Genomic DNA, 13,902 nt, shown 5'->3' on the forward strand with positions numbered 1-13,902 from the left:
GCACATGGTGGAGATCAAGAGCGATGCCGCGCTTCAGGCGATGCGGGAGGCGGGGCGCGTGGTGGCGCGGGCGCTGGCCGCGGCCCGCGACGCGGCCGGTGTCGGCGTGTCCTTGAAGGAACTCGACGAAGCGGCCCGGTCCGTCCTGGACGACGCGGGGGCCACCTCGCCGTTCCTCGGCTACCGGCCCTCCTTCGCGCCGACGCCCTTCCCGGCGGTGATCTGCACCTCGGTCAACGACGCCGTGGTCCACGGCATCCCGACCGCCTACCGCCTCCGGGACGGGGACCTGGTCAGCGTCGACTGCGGCGCCCGGCTCGAAGGATGGACCGGTGACGCGGCCATCACCTTCACCGTCGGAACACCGCGCCCAGCCGACCTGGACCTGATCGACGCCACCCGGCGGGCCCTCGACGCCGGTATCGCCGCGGCCCGGGCCGGAGCCCGCATGGGCGACATCTCCCACGCCATCGGGGCCGTCGCCGGCCGGGCCCGGTGCGGCATGCCCGCCGACTTCGGCGGCCACGGCATCGGCCGCAGCATGCACGAAGACCCTCACGTCCCCAACCGGGGCCGCCCCGGCCGCGGTTACCGGCTCCGCCACGGCCTGGTCCTCGCCATCGAGCCCATGCTGATGGCCGGCGGGAGCGACCACTACCGCACTGACGCCGACGGCTGGACCCTGCGCACGACCGACGGGAGCCGGGCGGCGCACATCGAGCACACGGTCGCCATCACGGACCAGGGTCCGCGCATCCTTACGCTGCCCTGACTTCCGGCGCTCCAGTGCTCCGGCGCTCCAGCGCACCGGCAGCACTTCGCGCCCCAGCGGCCCCGACCGGTTTCGCCGACCAGTCCGAAACTGTCGGACACCTTCGAATCGGTTTCCCTCCGGAAACTGGGCGAGCCGTGGCCACATCCAGCGCTGCACGCGTTGACAAAGGTGTGACCTGCGGAGATGAAACCCAGTCAATCCGCCACGGCAGACACATGTTTCGTAACGGTGGTCGAAACTATTGACATGCCACACGCCTGTCACCACACTCACGTCACGTTCTCCGACAGGCCGCCAGCCGGCACGCGGCCGTCCGGTTCCCCCGCAAGGCTTCAGCAGGAGGAAACATGTACGGCGACAGCACCTCCGCCCGCGGCCTGAGCCGCAGGGGTTTCGTCGGGGGAACCGGTGCCCTGGTCGCCGCCACGTCCGGGCTGCTGCTGCCCGGCACGGCCCACGCCGACACGACCGTCACGGCCAATCGGACCGGCACCGACAACGGGTACTCCTACTCGTTCTGGACCGACGCCCCCAACACCGTCTCCATGACCCTCCAGAGGGGCGGCGCCTACAGCACGTCGTGGCGGAACACCGGCAACTTCGTCGCCGGCAAGGGCTGGAGCAACGGCAGCCGCAGGACGGTCGGCTACTCGGGCAGCTTCGCGCCGTCCGGCAACGCCTACCTGTGCCTCTACGGCTGGACGGCGGACCCGCTGGTCGAGTACTACGTCGTCGACAACTGGGGAACCTACCGGCCCACCGGCACCCACAGGGGCACGGTCACCAGTGACGGCGGTACCTACGACGTCTACCAGACCACCCGGTACAACGCCCCCTCGGTGGAGGGCACCAGGACGTTCAGCCAGTACTGGAGCGTCCGTCAGCAGAAGCGGACCGGCGGCACCATCACGACCGGCAACCACTTCGACGCCTGGTCCCGTCTCGGTATGCGTCTGGGCAGCTTCGACCATTACATGATCATGGCGACCGAGGGCTACCAGAGTTCCGGCAGCTCCAGCATCAGCGTCGGCTGAACCACGCCGGACGCCGCCGGCAGGCCGCGCCGCGCCTCGGGGCAACCGCGGGAGGCGCACACTCGAGCATTCGCATGCGCAGACACCTCGAGCACGCGGCAGGCCCCGGCGCACCCTGACGCCAAGGCCGCGAGTGCGCCCCCTTGGTTCCTCGGCCCCGCGGCCCCACCAGCCGGAAAGCCCTGCCCGGGGTGTCCCGTTCCGCCCATCACCCGGGCAGGGGCGCGAAATCGCACCACTCGGGGCGATTGCGGTGAGCCCGCGCACGGGCGTCACACCACCTGATGGTGAGGCCATATCAACCCCGTCGCCCGAAGGTGTTCTTGTTCTGGCATTACGGTCGAAGCGACGCGCGTCGTTTCCTAGCGTGAATGGCATATGCACGGACCTCCCTGCGCACCGGGCCAGTCCGACGGGCCGTGCGCAAGGAAGCTCCATGGACACTTTCCGCACGGTCCGCAGTTTCCCGCCGGCCGTCCGGTTCCTGCTGGTGAACCAACTCGGAATCGACATCGGCACGTTTCTGCTGTTCCCCTTCCTCGCCGGCCACCTGACCGGCGACCTCGACATGTCCTCGGCCACCGTCGGTGTGGTCCTGGCCACCATCCAGCTGAGCCACCAGGGCCTGGTCGTCGTCGGAGGCACGGCGTCCGACCGGTTCGGCGGGCACCGCGTCATCCCGATCGGATGCCTGATGCGCCTGTCGGGGTTCGCCTTGTTCGCCCTCGTGGACGGCGTCCGCGCCGTACTCGTCGCATCCGTCCTCACCGGCGTCGCCGGGGCGCTGCTCTACCCGGCGATGCGGGCCTGCGCCGCCCAGGCTGCGCCGCCGGACCGCCGCGCCGAGGTGTTCGCGATGCTCAACGTCTTCACCGCGACCGGCGGCCTCATGGGCCTGGCCGTGGGCAGCGTGCTCTGCATGATCGACTTCCGGGCGACCGCGGTCACGGCGGCCGCGGTGCTGATGGTGATGACGATGATCCAGCTCTTCGCCCTCCCCGCCCTGGCCACCCTGGACTGGGCCAACCGCCGCTGCCACAGCCGATCCGCCGTGCACGGCTGGCTCTTCATCCTGCGGGACAGGAACTTCCTGGCCTTCTCCCTCACCATGACCGCCCTCACGGCCCTGGAGAACCAGATCTACCTGCTCTTCGTCAGCGCCTCCCAACAGGTGTCCGGTCAGCTCGCGGCCGCGGCCGTCATGCCCATGGTCGGCGCGGTGGCGAGCCTGGCCCTGCAACTGCGGGTGACCCGCCTGGTCCGGGCCAGAGGCGGGCCCGCCGCCTGGATCGCCCCGGGCCTGGCCCTGATGGGCCTCGCCTTCGTACCCCCGCTCCTGACGGTGTCCTCCGGCCATCCGGCAACGGGCGGCCGGACGGACACCGTGCTGCTTCTGGTCCCACTGGCGGTCGGCGCCTTCCTGCTGGCCCTCGGTCAGATGGCCGCCCAACCGTCGTACCTCGAGCTGGTCACCCGCCATTCGGTCGGTGGCCTGGTCGGAACATACTTCGGCTTCTTCTACGTCATCTCCGGCATCGCCGCGTCCGCCTGCACCAGCGCGGTGGGCTGGGCCATGGACGTCGGCGAACGCACCGGCCGGCTGTGGCTCCCCTGGTCGTGCTGCGCGGTCCTCGGTCTCATCTCCGCGGCGGGCGTCATCTGGATCCGCCACCTCGGCAGACTCCCTGGCGAGAACGACAACCCGGCACCGCGCAAGGAGCGCACCCGCGCGGGCGTACCACCCCCACGGCGAAGGCAGGGCAAGCGGGAGCACGCCAAGAGGCGAACGGGTTCTTCGCAGCGGGCCCGCAGGTGATGCCCACCGCTCGCGTGCGACCCTCGTCCGGCCGACCGGCCGCAACCGCAACCCCTGGGCGAGCCACCGACTTACGCTGCCCAGGGGAAGAACACGTGACGGCCCGGCCCGCACTCCGTGGGACCCGGGATTTCGGCGTAGGGCAGACGGCAATAGGGTGGGCCGATGCCTTCGATCAAGAAATTCCAGGTCACTTTCGACTGCGCGGAACCCGAACGCCTGGCTCGTTTCTGGTGCGAGGTGCTGGGGTACGTCGTACCGCCGCCGCCGGAGGGGTTCGCCGACCGGGACGACTTCAAGGCCTCGCAGCCACCCGAGCAGCAGGACTCCTGGTTCGCCTGCGTCGACCCCTCGGGCGTGGGCCCGCGGTTGTACTTCCAGCGTGTCCCGGAGGGGAAGGCCGTCAAGAACCGGGTGCACCTCGACGTGCGGGTCGGCACCGGACTCGTGGGCGCCGAACGCCTCGCCGCACTCGAGGCCGAACGCGCACGGCTGGTCCCGCTCGGCGCGGTGCACGTGCGCACGCTGTACGACGGCCATGACGCGTGCATCCCGATGCTGGACATCGAGGGCAACGAGTTCTGCATCGACTGAGGGCCGCGTCGGCCCTCCCGCCGGACGCGAGGACCCTGGCTGCTCCACAGGAAACGCTCACGCGGAACGGGAGCCCGCCCCCGGGGATCAGCGGTGATCCTGGGTGTACTGAGCCGCATACCAGCTGGAGTCGATGGCGGGGTTGCGGAGGGTACCCCAGAACCGCTCGTCGGGTATCGACGGCAGTGGCGGGTCACCCAGGTCCGCGTGCAGATCTGCACGCCAGTCGACGGTGAGGCGGCTACGGATCCCCGCGACCTCGTACACGGACCTGTGGGGCGAGCCCCAGATCCCCTGGACCATCTTCTCCGCGGCCCACTTGCGATGGTGGTCCCGGTGGGCGTCCGCCTCCACCAGTACCTTGCGCAGTCGCAGGGCCAGCGGGCCGGTCCGGTCCGGCCGCGGCGGAGCTTCGCCGCGCTCCCACGCGTCCAGGGCCGACTCGACCTCCGGGTACTTGGCCAGCCCCGTCTCGACGGCCAGTCTGCGCAGCTGCCTCCGCGCGGCCTCTGCCACCTGCTCACGCGGCAGGACCGCGAGCAGCGCACCGAGTTCCTCCAGCCCGTCCAGGTGGCTCGCGTGGAGGAGGTCGGTGGGGCTGCAGGAAAGGTCCAGCTCCGGCAGCTGCTCGTCGGGTGCGGGAAGGGGGTCGCCGGCATCGCCCCACTCCGGGCGGGCAGGGCTCGCCCACTCCCAGAAGAGCCGGCCGTTGAACGTGACGGCGCCCCCGTCCGGGCCGCGCTCAAGCTGGTCGGCCAGCCCCGCCAGATACTCACCCAGAGAGTCGGCGTGCCCGAAGCTGGTGCCGGTCTCGTCGAAGAACCGTCCGACTGCACCGAACGAGTCCCGCCCAGGACGGCAGTCGATCATGAGACCGTCGGACGTCGCCCCGTAGGAGCCGAACTTCACGTAGCCGTGGTGCCAGTAGGACTCGCTCTCCTCCTCGTCAAGGTCGTCGGCGACGCAGCGCATGAACCTGGTGTCCTCGAGGATCCCGGGCACTCCGAGCAGCCGGTCGTGCGTGCTGAACAGGAAGGCCTCCGCCCCCTCCACCGCCCCGTCGTGCCGGAGCAGCGAGGCGATCAGGTCGGGAGGGAAGGTGACACCCAGTTCCTCCTGCGCCGCTGCGATCTCCTCATGCCCCGCGGGCTGCCCGAGCGTCGCGAAGGTGCGGGGGGCGTGCTCGCGCAGCCACCCGTCTATACGGTTCCACGCATCCTGGACCAGGTCCTCCGTCATGGGGTCGACCCTAAGGACAGACACTGACAGCTGGGTCACCGCCCACCAGCCCTGCCCGTCGGATCAAGTGCGCACTCGCCACCGCGGAGCGCCCACCGCGGTCACGGAGCCGCCCGGGCGGCGGGAACTGCGTCGCCTGTGAGTCAGCGGTGCCGGTATCGTCCGCCTCCTCGCCCCGGCCTTACCGGCGGCCTTCGTACAGAGAGCGATGCACATGACCAGCAGGCAGGCAACGACGACCCTGTGGCGCCCCACCGGCCCCAAGGAGCTGGACCTGGTGCGGGAGCTGAACTGGCGTGCGTGGCCGCCCCGGCTGCCCGAGCAGCCGATCTTCTACCCGGTCCTGAACGAGGACTACGCGATCAGGATCGCCCGGGACTGGAACGTGAAGCACGACGGCGCCGGCTTCGTCACTCGATTCGAGGTCGAGTCGGAGTTCTTGAGCCGCTATCCGGTCCAGCAGGCCGGCGGGCGGACGATCCTCGAACTCTGGGTTCCGGCCGAGGAGCTGGACGACTTCAACGCCCACATCGTCGGCGAGATCCAAGTGGTCCACGAGTTCCGCTGAGGCGGGGAGGGAGGCGGGGAGGGAGGCTGGGGGCCCGCAGGACCGGTGGAAGACACCTCCTGTCGTTGCCCGGTCCAGCAGGTGGCCGACACCTTGCTACCCGTCACCACCGGGGCGTACGGCCGACGGGCGGAGCACAGCGTCCAGGTCTTCCAGCGGGGCGTCGCCGGCGCCGCGTCCGGCGAGCGCCTCGGCCTGGTCGTGGGCCTCGACGGCGTACACACCGCGCAGCAGGACGGCCAGGGGTGCCGGGTCGGTCACCGGGGCGGCAGAGCCGGCGGTGCGCTCGGCGAGGATCGCGACCGCCTCGGGCGTCCCGGCCTCCTTCAGGCTGTGCAGCAGGTGGCCGACTCCCCGTTGGTCGTGCGGAGGGGCGCGCAGAGCGGCGCGGCGGGCCAGTTCGACGGCCTGGTCCTGGGCGGCGACCCTGTGCATGCCCTCCAGCAGTTCGCCCACGGCCTCCGGACGGTCCAGCGGGGCCAGTGCGGCAGCGCGGCGGGCGAGGGCGTGGGCCTGGCCGGCCGCACCGGCGTCGTTCAGGTGGCGGATCAGGGACCCGGCGTCCTCGGGGTCGTCGAGAGGGGTCGTCGAGGCGACACGCTCGGCGAGACCGGCCGGCGCTTCGCGGGCTCCGACTTCGCCCAGAACTTCCAGCAGGACGCCTGCCTTTCGCACGTCGTGCAGGGGTGCATGCGCGGCGCAGCGCCACCGGGCCGGGGTGGCCGTCGCGGCGCCACTCGTAAGATCAATTACGAGACACGGCCTGCACCCGGCAGGCATCGACGGGACCACGGTGGCACCCGACCGGCATTCGCCGGGCCAGGGCTGCCGGGTCGGTGGACCTTGGCGCGGTCCCCCCAACGCCTTCTACACTGCGCGCGTGATCAATGACCTTCCTGCGGGACTGACGGCCCGACACCCTGATGCCGCCGATCACCTGCGGGTGCTGGCCGTGCTGGACAGGTGGTGGGGAGGCCTCAAGGGCGAGGCAGGGGCGATCGAGCGCGCGCTGCTGCTTCCCCGCCTGTACTTCCAGCACTTCACCACCACCAGCTTCCTCGTCGAGCGCTCCGACGGGGAGCTCAGCGCGTTCCTCGTCGGCTTCATGTCACAGTCCGAGCCGGACGTCGCCTATGTGCATTTCGTCGGCGTCGACCCGGCCCTGCACGGGCAAGGGCTCGGGCGCGCCCTCTACCGTGCCTTCTTCGCGCTCGTGAGGGCGCACGGCCGCCGGTACGTGCACTGCATCACCAGCCCGGAGAACACCGCCTCGCAGGCATTCCACACCCGGCTCGGGTTCATGGCCGCACCCACCCGGCCGGACTACGACGGCCCCGGACTCGACCGTGTGGCCTTCACCGTCGACCTGGGCCGGTCCCCGACCCGCTCCGCGCGTCGGCTCCGGGTGCTGGACGAGGTCCTGGCCGTCGAACACCACCCCGGGCTACGCGAACCGCGCGACGACGACTGGCTTGCCCTGGTGCGAGCGCCGGAGGGCCTGACGGTGATCCGTGCCGCGGGCAGCTCGACATCTTCGACCGATCGCTGGATCGCGCTGTATGACGCCGATCCGAACCACGGACTCGACGAGCCGGGTCTGCTGGCCGCCGTCCTCACGCCGTTGGCCCGCGCCGCGATTCCGGTGTTCAGCGCCTCGACCTACCACGCGGACCTGGTACTTGTCCCCGAACAGCGCCAGGACCAGGCGCTGGCCGCGCTGCGCTCGGCCGGATACGAGATCAGCTGACTCGGGAGCCTGCTCGCCCGTCGCTGAGCTCGGCGGGTCCGGAAGGCGGCGCGGTCGTCGGACCGTTGCCGACCGGGCCCGCGAACGCCTCCGGCTCACTTCGCGCATCCTCTTCCGGCCCGGGTCGCCCGATCGGTTCATCCTGACGTCAGCAATCGCGGACGGGCTCAAGGAATTCCAGCCGGTTGCCCAGCTTGTCGAACGCGTGGAAGCGGGTGTGGCCAGGGAAGTTGTCGTCCCAGGTGACGTCGACTCCGTTGTCCTCCAGGCGCTTGGCGAGCGCGTGGATCGAGGTCACAAGGATGCCTGGATGCGCCTTCCTGCTCGGGCGGAAGTCCTCTTCGACGCCCAGATGCACCTCCAAGCCACCGCCCCGGAACCAGCACCCTCCGCGAGCTGACAGCACAGGCGGCTTCTCGAGCTCCGTCATGCCGAGGACGCCCACCCAGAACTCGCGGCAGCGGTCCTCCGCACCTGGGGGGATCGCGAGCTGCACGTGGTGCAGGGCACCGAAGGCGTATCCGAACGTTTCCTGGGCCACATCTTCTCCCCACTAGGTATCTTGATGTCAAGATAGTGAGGTCCGAGCGGTTGTGGCAAGGGCAGAGCCTGATCGGGGCCGCGAGCCGGATGGACCAGGACGGCGGCTGGGGCCGCGCCTACGAGACCGGCCTCGACGACCCCAACACCGCGTCCGGCGCCCACTCCGACTACGTCCACGTCACGTTCCGCCGGTGAGCCCATACCCTCAGGGCTGCGTAAGCCTCAGGAACAGCGCCGGCATCTCGGTGCCCCGCCGGTCACAGGACCCGAGTCGGCGACCCCCTCGAACAGGTCGCGCAGTCCTGGAGCGGCCGACCTGTACACGGTGTACCGGTCGTAGTAGCGCCGGGCCCGGATGGTCTTGCCGTCGTCGGACAGCACGTTCCTCGCAGTCTGTGGATAGGCCACCTTCTGCCCCTTGATCGTGGCCTCGTTCCACTGCCCGATCATCATCACCGCACCGGCGCCCACCACCTCGGTCCTCGTGTACCGCAGGTCAGGGACGAGCCGCAGCGACCCGACGATCGAGTTGCCGATCGTGGTGTGCCCCCTCCGCGGCGCACCACCGGCCTCCCGGAGGGTCGCCTCCTCGTCGAACATGTCCGGACAGGCACGCACCCATGGGTGGTTGCACTCGCCCGGGGCCGGCAATGTCCCGGTCGGCGTCTCACCGAAGGCGATCTGCCGCTTGATGAACGCGCATGCGTTCGGGGTGATCAGGCCTTCCAACCTCTCGACCTTCTTCCGGTCACCCTGCCCGCTGACGCGCGGAGTATCGATTACCTGAGGGGTAATCGACCCTCTCCGCACGGCCTGGCACGGTTGCGCTGCAGGGCCTGACCAGCTCACACGGCCAGGACCCACGCCTCGACGAGCGCACTTCAGCGCGCACACCACCACACCGGAGGACGATCAACCATGACCGCGACCCTCATCACCGCCCTCGGGCGCAGCAATCAGCCCGTCACCCTGCTCCGCCGCTTCCTCGCCCTCGACGCCGTCATCACCACCGCCAACGGCCTGGCCTACCTTGCCGCGTCCGGCCCCCTCGGGCGGCTGCTCGGGGTCGACTCCGGGCTGCTGCTCGGGCTCGGGGCGTTCCTGGTGCTGTTCGGCGCCGGCGTGGGCTCCCTGGCGGTGCGGAGACTGCCTCCTGTCCTCGCCGTGAAGTGGGTGATCGAGTCCAACCTCGCCTGGGCGGTGGCGAGCCTCGTCGCACTGTTCGCCTGGTTCGACGCCAGCGCCGCCGGCACTGTGTGGATCCCGGCGCAGGCCCTCACCGTCTTCGGATTCGCCGTGCTCCAGCACATGGCGCTGCGCGCTGTCGAAGGCTGAGGGGCTACGCCGTCAGCGGCTGCGGCGGCCCAGGTAGGCGACCGTCTCCGCGTCGGCCGGGAGGAACGTCTCGATGGCCAGCTCGGAGACGGTCACGTCCATGGGGGTGTTGAAGGTGCTGATGGAGGAGACGAAGGACAGCACCCGCCCGTCGTGCTCGACCTGGAGGGGCAGCGCGAAGTACGGATGCGTCGAACCTTCGTCCTGCGGCTGCCCGACGCCGTTCCCGGCCGCCCGACTGGCCTGATCCGCGGTCACCGGCGCGGCCACCGGATAGGCGGCCACCTCCTCGTACAGGGCGCGCAGTGCATCCGAGCGCAGGTGCCCGATCTGACGCTCCATCTGGGACAGCAGGTGACCGCGCCACTCCGCCAGGTTGCGGATCTTGGACGCCATGCCCTGCGGATGCAGGGTGAGCCGCATGGCGTTCAGCGGGGGAGTGAGCAGATCCTCCGGCACACCCTCCAGCAGCATCAGGATCCCCTGGTTGGCGGCCACCACGTTGTAGCAGCCGTCGACGACGATCGCCGGATAGGGCTCATAGCCGCGCAGCAGCCGCTCGATGCCTTCCCGCAGCGCGCCCATCGCCGGGTCCTCCAGGGACGTCTCCGAGTAGTGCGGCGCGTAACCGGCCGCCAGGAGAAGCGCGTTGCGATCCCGTACGGGTATCTCGAGGTGCTCGGCGAGTCTGAGGATCATCGGTTCGCTCGGGCGGGAGCGCCCCGTCTCGATGAAGCTGATGTGACGGGCCGAGGAGTCGGCGCGCAGCGCCAGTTCCAGCTGGCTGAGCCGACGCCGCTCGCGCCAACCGCGCAACAGCGTTCCCACACCCTTGTCGAGGGAGGCAGTCGTCATGTGATGACCGTATCGCGGTCCCCCGTCACGGAAGGACGAGCGCGACGCCGCCCGCATCGCCGCGGCACTCGGCCGCCGAGCGAGGGCGGCGAAGGCGGCGCCGATGATGCCGATACGGTGCTGTGAGATCAACAGAGCCAGGGCCTCCTTCGCGTTGTGCTCGGCGATTCCCTGCATCAACGTGCGGTGCGGGAAGTCGCCATCGAGCAGGCGAAGGGGGCCGGCCACCAGTGAGAGACGCATCGCGAGCATGGAGAGGTGGTGCGAAGAGGGTCAGGACTGATGCCGGCCGGTAGAGGCCACCAGCCGTGCCCGGGCCGCGGCTCTCACCTCCGTCGTCTCCATCGGATCGTCGCGCAGTACGGCGATCCGTTGCAGGGTCTCCGGGCTCCTGGGTGCCGAGGTGATCCCCAGCAGTCGCGTCTTCTCCTCGCAGTCCCAGAGGCATTCGGCGTACACGAACTCCAGGCCGTCCGGGTCGATGGTGGCGAGTGCCTCCAGGTACGCGGTGCGCTCGTACGAGTGTGGCGTGTGCAGCCAGAAGCGCCGCAGGTAGGGCACCGCCCCGGCCGCGTCAGGGCCGAACCGGGCCAGACGCCGAGCTGTTCGGTCGGGACCGCACCAGGCCCGCGCCGTCCACTGTTCGGCGAGTTCGTTCACCAGTCCCGGCAACGCCTCGGGGCCGGCATGATCGGCCAGGACATCCGCACCCAGCTGGGCCAGCCAGGCGCGGGCATCCTGTGCCCAGCTACGCGCCGCCGGTACGGCGAGGACTCCCAGGCGCTCAACAACCGGGGTGAGCATGGGCAAGGGCCGGCGGCCGTCCGACGTGCCCAACGAAGGGATCAGCGGGATCAGCCCTTCAGCAGGTTCTCGCCCCTTCAACGCACACAGCGCGTCGACCTTCGTGACCGTTCCCGTACCGGTGTCGGCGAGCAGAGCGAGGAGTTCCGCGGTGCTGAGCCCGGCAAGTGACGGCCGCGGTACGGACGGACGGCTCTGGACCTCCATACCGAAGCGCGTCCACGGCTCGGAGAGCCACGGAAGCTCCGCTTCCGCGCCGATCCGTGCGCGTGCGACGTCGCCGAGGTCCTCCCACCAGTCCGCCGGCCAGCCAATGGACATCGACTCCAGTACACGGCCCCAGTGCTCGCCTTCGCGGACATACGCCCGAAGCCCTTCCCTGGCTTCGTCCGATCCGGCGAGAGCCAGCAGTTCCAGTACTTCGCAGGCCCGCAGGCAAGCCTCCTCGTCCCCCGCCAGCCGGTCAACGACCGGCGTGGGGGACAGATCCAGGTCATGGAGCAGGCGTGCCAGATACAGAGAGCGTTCGTCGGTCTGGTCCCACCGCCAGTCACGGCGGATTCCGTCGTACACGAACGCGGCAGATCCCCGCGGGTCCTGGAGCGCTCGAGCCGCGCCCAGGCCGCGCCCCCGTTGCAGTAGACCCTCGACGGAATCAGGGAGGGCGTATGACGTCGCGTACTCATCGCTCATCACCCGGCACCCTGCCCGACCCGGGCACCGATCCGCCACGCGATTTCGACCGGGTCCCACCGGAGGTGACCTCCTGGTCGAACGCGCCCGGCCCGTGACCGAGGCAGGGCGCTGTCCAAGCCCGGGTTCTGGCTCAGGTTCTGTGGAGTGGTCATGATGAGTGAGCGATCCGCTGCCTGATCGGATGAGCTCGGAGCTGGGGTGAGGTGAGTCCCAGGGCCCGGTTGTCCTGTCCGGCAGCCATGTGGTTGAGCCATCGTTCGTACCAGGAGAGAAAGTCCGGGGCCGAGGAGACGTTCGGGCCCCAGAAGCCGTCTGCGTTGCCGATGAGCATGCGCCCGGTGAGAGGGCCGGTCATGCCCAGGAGGACGAGATCGCTGCAGCCGCGTTCGATGATGTGCAGAAACAGGTCACCACGGCGGGTGGGGCGATAGGCCCGGCTGAATCCTCTCGAGCCCGTGCTTGCGTCTCCGGAGTTCATCGTGAAGAGCGTGCAGTCCTGCAACGGAATCAGTCCGTAGCACGGAGACGCACCACTGCCGCCCATGTCGGTGAGGAAGTCTCGATAGGGCTGTGGGAGTTCCACGTCGTGCTCGGCCTGAAAGGCGTCTGCCTGACCTTCGGTGAGGCGGGGACCGAGACGAAATTCGTGCCGCTCCTCACCGAAGGAGTGGCTTCGGCCGGGCGCGTAGGGGATGCGTGCCAGCTTGCGCCGCAACCGCGGGATGCGGGAGTCCATGCGGGCTCTTCTCTCGTGTCGCCCGCAACCTATCGCACGGCACCGGAGCTCACCTGCGAGCAGGACTCGCTTCCTCGGAAGCCGTCCTCTTTCCGGTCGGGTCGGCGGACAGAGCCCTCCACGCAGTCGAGTGATCAGTTCGACCCGGAGCGTTTTCGCCGTGTATGGCCGATGGGTGGCTTCTTCAGGCTCAGGAAATGCACCGTTGGCCAGATGGAGGCGCTGGACATGCCCAAGCGGCATGTCGCCGTACTGGCAGACGTCGGGATTCCCGAAGAGGCGGCCCCTTTCCTGGCTTTCGACGATCCGCAGTTGCCTTGCCCACTGGAAGCCTGGGCCTTCTCCCATGTGCCGGTCGAGGACGCCGACCCGTCGTGGTGGCCGGATCGGACGGGTCGGACAACCCGGTGGTGCTGGATCGGGATCATGTCCGTGGGGTCCTCGTCCACTCCGGAAGGCCCCTCGCTGCCTTCACCGCCGCGGCCGGGCGGCGGCGCGTGTCACGAGGTGGTCCGCCAGCGGGGAGCGTCGAGGTCGGGTTGGCCGGGGCCGGCGAAGTTGAACGGCACCGCGAACTGCTCGGCCAGGGCGCGACCGACCTTCTCCGCTTCCTGCGCCTCCGGCCACGGCGGGACCGTGCCGTTGAACAGTCGCATGTCACTGCCGTGCCGGATCATGGCGAGCCGGTGCTCGGCGGGCGGATCGTCCGTGAGCGCCATCAGGTCCACGCACCAACCATCGGTGTCACCGTCCCACACCGCTTCGATGGCGACCGTCCGGCCGGGCAGAGCCTCGACCGTCTGCACCAGTGTCACCAGGTCCAGCGGAGGGGTCGGATAGCGCTCGAACCGCCGGCCCAGTTCCCGGTAACGCTCCGCGACCACGTCGAGTGTGTCGTACAGGCCTGGCCTGGACTCGGCCGGGAACGCCTCGCGGATACGGGCGACTGCCGCAAGCCGCTGGTCCTGCTGAATCATGCTGTCCACGGCGGAGCGCTCAGCGGCCGGCAGCGCGGCCCAGATCGGGGAGTCCATGTCCGTAGTCAAGCCGCCCCGACTCTGCGTCCACCGATCGGGGTCGCCGTTGCCGAGGACGAACCTGATCATGCCGTCCCCGGTGCCCGTAGAGTGTCCGGGTGATCACTCCCTCTGTCCCTGCGC

Annotated in this window: 16 protein-coding genes; 8 read left to right on the top strand and 8 right to left on the bottom strand. The window is 69.9% G+C overall.

Annotated features, from left to right (window positions below; genetic code table 11):
• Positions 1 to 4 precede the first annotated feature (4 nt).
• The 4 genes from map to GBN72_RS07240 all read left to right on the top strand — a co-directional run bounded on the left by map (position 5) and on the right by GBN72_RS07240 (position 4,219).
• Positions 5 to 772 (top strand): type I methionyl aminopeptidase, encoded by a 768-nt coding sequence (map, locus tag GBN72_RS07225; protein WP_151770730.1) that lies wholly within the window; start codon positions 5 to 7, stop codon positions 770 to 772.
• Positions 773 to 1,122: 350 nt separating this feature from the next.
• The gene (gene xynA, locus GBN72_RS07230; protein ID WP_151770731.1) at positions 1,123 to 1,809 is read left to right on the top strand and encodes an endo-1,4-beta-xylanase XynA; all 687 of its coding nucleotides are present in this window, start codon (positions 1,123 to 1,125) and stop codon (positions 1,807 to 1,809) included.
• A 436-nt stretch (positions 1,810 to 2,245) separates the two neighbouring features.
• Complete coding sequence (locus tag GBN72_RS07235; protein ID WP_151770732.1) at positions 2,246 to 3,625, top strand: MFS transporter; 1,380 nt, start codon at positions 2,246 to 2,248, stop codon at positions 3,623 to 3,625.
• A gap of 165 nt (positions 3,626 to 3,790) precedes the next feature.
• Positions 3,791 to 4,219, top strand: coding sequence for a VOC family protein (locus GBN72_RS07240; RefSeq protein WP_151770733.1), 429 nt, complete (start codon positions 3,791 to 3,793; stop codon positions 4,217 to 4,219).
• Positions 4,220 to 4,306: 87 nt separating this feature from the next.
• On the opposite strand, the gene GBN72_RS07245 is transcribed toward GBN72_RS07240, so the two are convergent.
• On the bottom strand, positions 4,307 to 5,458 hold the full coding sequence (locus GBN72_RS07245) for an SMI1/KNR4 family protein (RefSeq protein ID WP_151770734.1): 1,152 nt from the start codon (positions 5,456 to 5,458) through the stop codon (positions 4,307 to 4,309).
• Positions 5,459 to 5,672: 214 nt separating this feature from the next.
• Between GBN72_RS07245 and GBN72_RS07250 the strand changes: the two genes are divergently transcribed.
• Positions 5,673 to 6,026: a hypothetical protein gene (locus tag GBN72_RS07250; RefSeq protein WP_151770735.1), complete on the top strand. Its 354-nt coding sequence runs from the start codon at positions 5,673 to 5,675 to the stop codon at positions 6,024 to 6,026.
• A 96-nt stretch (positions 6,027 to 6,122) separates the two neighbouring features.
• On the opposite strand, the gene GBN72_RS35095 is transcribed toward GBN72_RS07250, so the two are convergent.
• The gene (locus tag GBN72_RS35095) at positions 6,123 to 6,701 is read right to left on the bottom strand and encodes a hypothetical protein (RefSeq protein WP_246212293.1); all 579 of its coding nucleotides are present in this window, start codon (positions 6,699 to 6,701) and stop codon (positions 6,123 to 6,125) included.
• Between the two features lie 205 nt (positions 6,702 to 6,906).
• On the opposite strand from GBN72_RS35095, the gene GBN72_RS07260 reads away from it, so the two are divergent.
• Positions 6,907 to 7,773: a GNAT family N-acetyltransferase gene (locus tag GBN72_RS07260; RefSeq protein WP_246212294.1), complete on the top strand. Its 867-nt coding sequence runs from the start codon at positions 6,907 to 6,909 to the stop codon at positions 7,771 to 7,773.
• Between the two features lie 148 nt (positions 7,774 to 7,921).
• On the opposite strand, the gene GBN72_RS07265 is transcribed toward GBN72_RS07260, so the two are convergent.
• Entirely contained in the window at positions 7,922 to 8,314 is a 393-nt protein-coding gene (locus GBN72_RS07265; protein ID WP_151770737.1) for a VOC family protein, read from the bottom strand.
• Between the two features lie 50 nt (positions 8,315 to 8,364).
• On the opposite strand from GBN72_RS07265, the gene GBN72_RS34005 reads away from it, so the two are divergent.
• Positions 8,365 to 8,511, top strand: a complete 147-nt coding sequence (locus tag GBN72_RS34005) for a hypothetical protein (RefSeq protein ID WP_164540426.1) — start codon at positions 8,365 to 8,367, stop codon at positions 8,509 to 8,511.
• Positions 8,512 to 8,538: 27 nt separating this feature from the next.
• On the opposite strand, the gene GBN72_RS07270 is transcribed toward GBN72_RS34005, so the two are convergent.
• Positions 8,539 to 9,045, bottom strand: coding sequence for a hypothetical protein (locus GBN72_RS07270; protein WP_151770738.1), 507 nt, complete (start codon positions 9,043 to 9,045; stop codon positions 8,539 to 8,541).
• Between the two features lie 189 nt (positions 9,046 to 9,234).
• Between GBN72_RS07270 and GBN72_RS07275 the strand changes: the two genes are divergently transcribed.
• Positions 9,235 to 9,651, top strand: a complete 417-nt coding sequence (locus tag GBN72_RS07275; RefSeq protein WP_151770739.1) for a hypothetical protein — start codon at positions 9,235 to 9,237, stop codon at positions 9,649 to 9,651.
• Between the two features lie 12 nt (positions 9,652 to 9,663).
• On the opposite strand, the gene GBN72_RS07280 is transcribed toward GBN72_RS07275, so the two are convergent.
• The 4 genes from GBN72_RS07280 to GBN72_RS07295 all read right to left on the bottom strand — a co-directional run bounded on the left by GBN72_RS07280 (position 9,664) and on the right by GBN72_RS07295 (position 13,776).
• Positions 9,664 to 10,506 (bottom strand): helix-turn-helix domain-containing protein, encoded by an 843-nt coding sequence (locus GBN72_RS07280; protein ID WP_151770740.1) that lies wholly within the window; start codon positions 10,504 to 10,506, stop codon positions 9,664 to 9,666.
• Between the two features lie 273 nt (positions 10,507 to 10,779).
• Positions 10,780 to 11,883, bottom strand: coding sequence for a hypothetical protein (locus GBN72_RS07285; protein ID WP_151770741.1), 1,104 nt, complete (start codon positions 11,881 to 11,883; stop codon positions 10,780 to 10,782).
• A gap of 271 nt (positions 11,884 to 12,154) precedes the next feature.
• Positions 12,155 to 12,742, bottom strand: coding sequence for an SMI1/KNR4 family protein (locus GBN72_RS07290; RefSeq protein WP_151770742.1), 588 nt, complete (start codon positions 12,740 to 12,742; stop codon positions 12,155 to 12,157).
• 500 nt (positions 12,743 to 13,242) lie between these two features.
• The gene (locus tag GBN72_RS07295) at positions 13,243 to 13,776 is read right to left on the bottom strand and encodes a hypothetical protein (protein ID WP_151770743.1); all 534 of its coding nucleotides are present in this window, start codon (positions 13,774 to 13,776) and stop codon (positions 13,243 to 13,245) included.
• Positions 13,777 to 13,902: the final 126 nt, after the last annotated feature.

The sequence above is a fragment of the Streptomyces abyssomicinicus genome, assembly GCF_008974245.1.
Lineage (GTDB): Bacteria > Actinomycetota > Actinomycetes > Streptomycetales > Streptomycetaceae > Streptomyces > Streptomyces abyssomicinicus.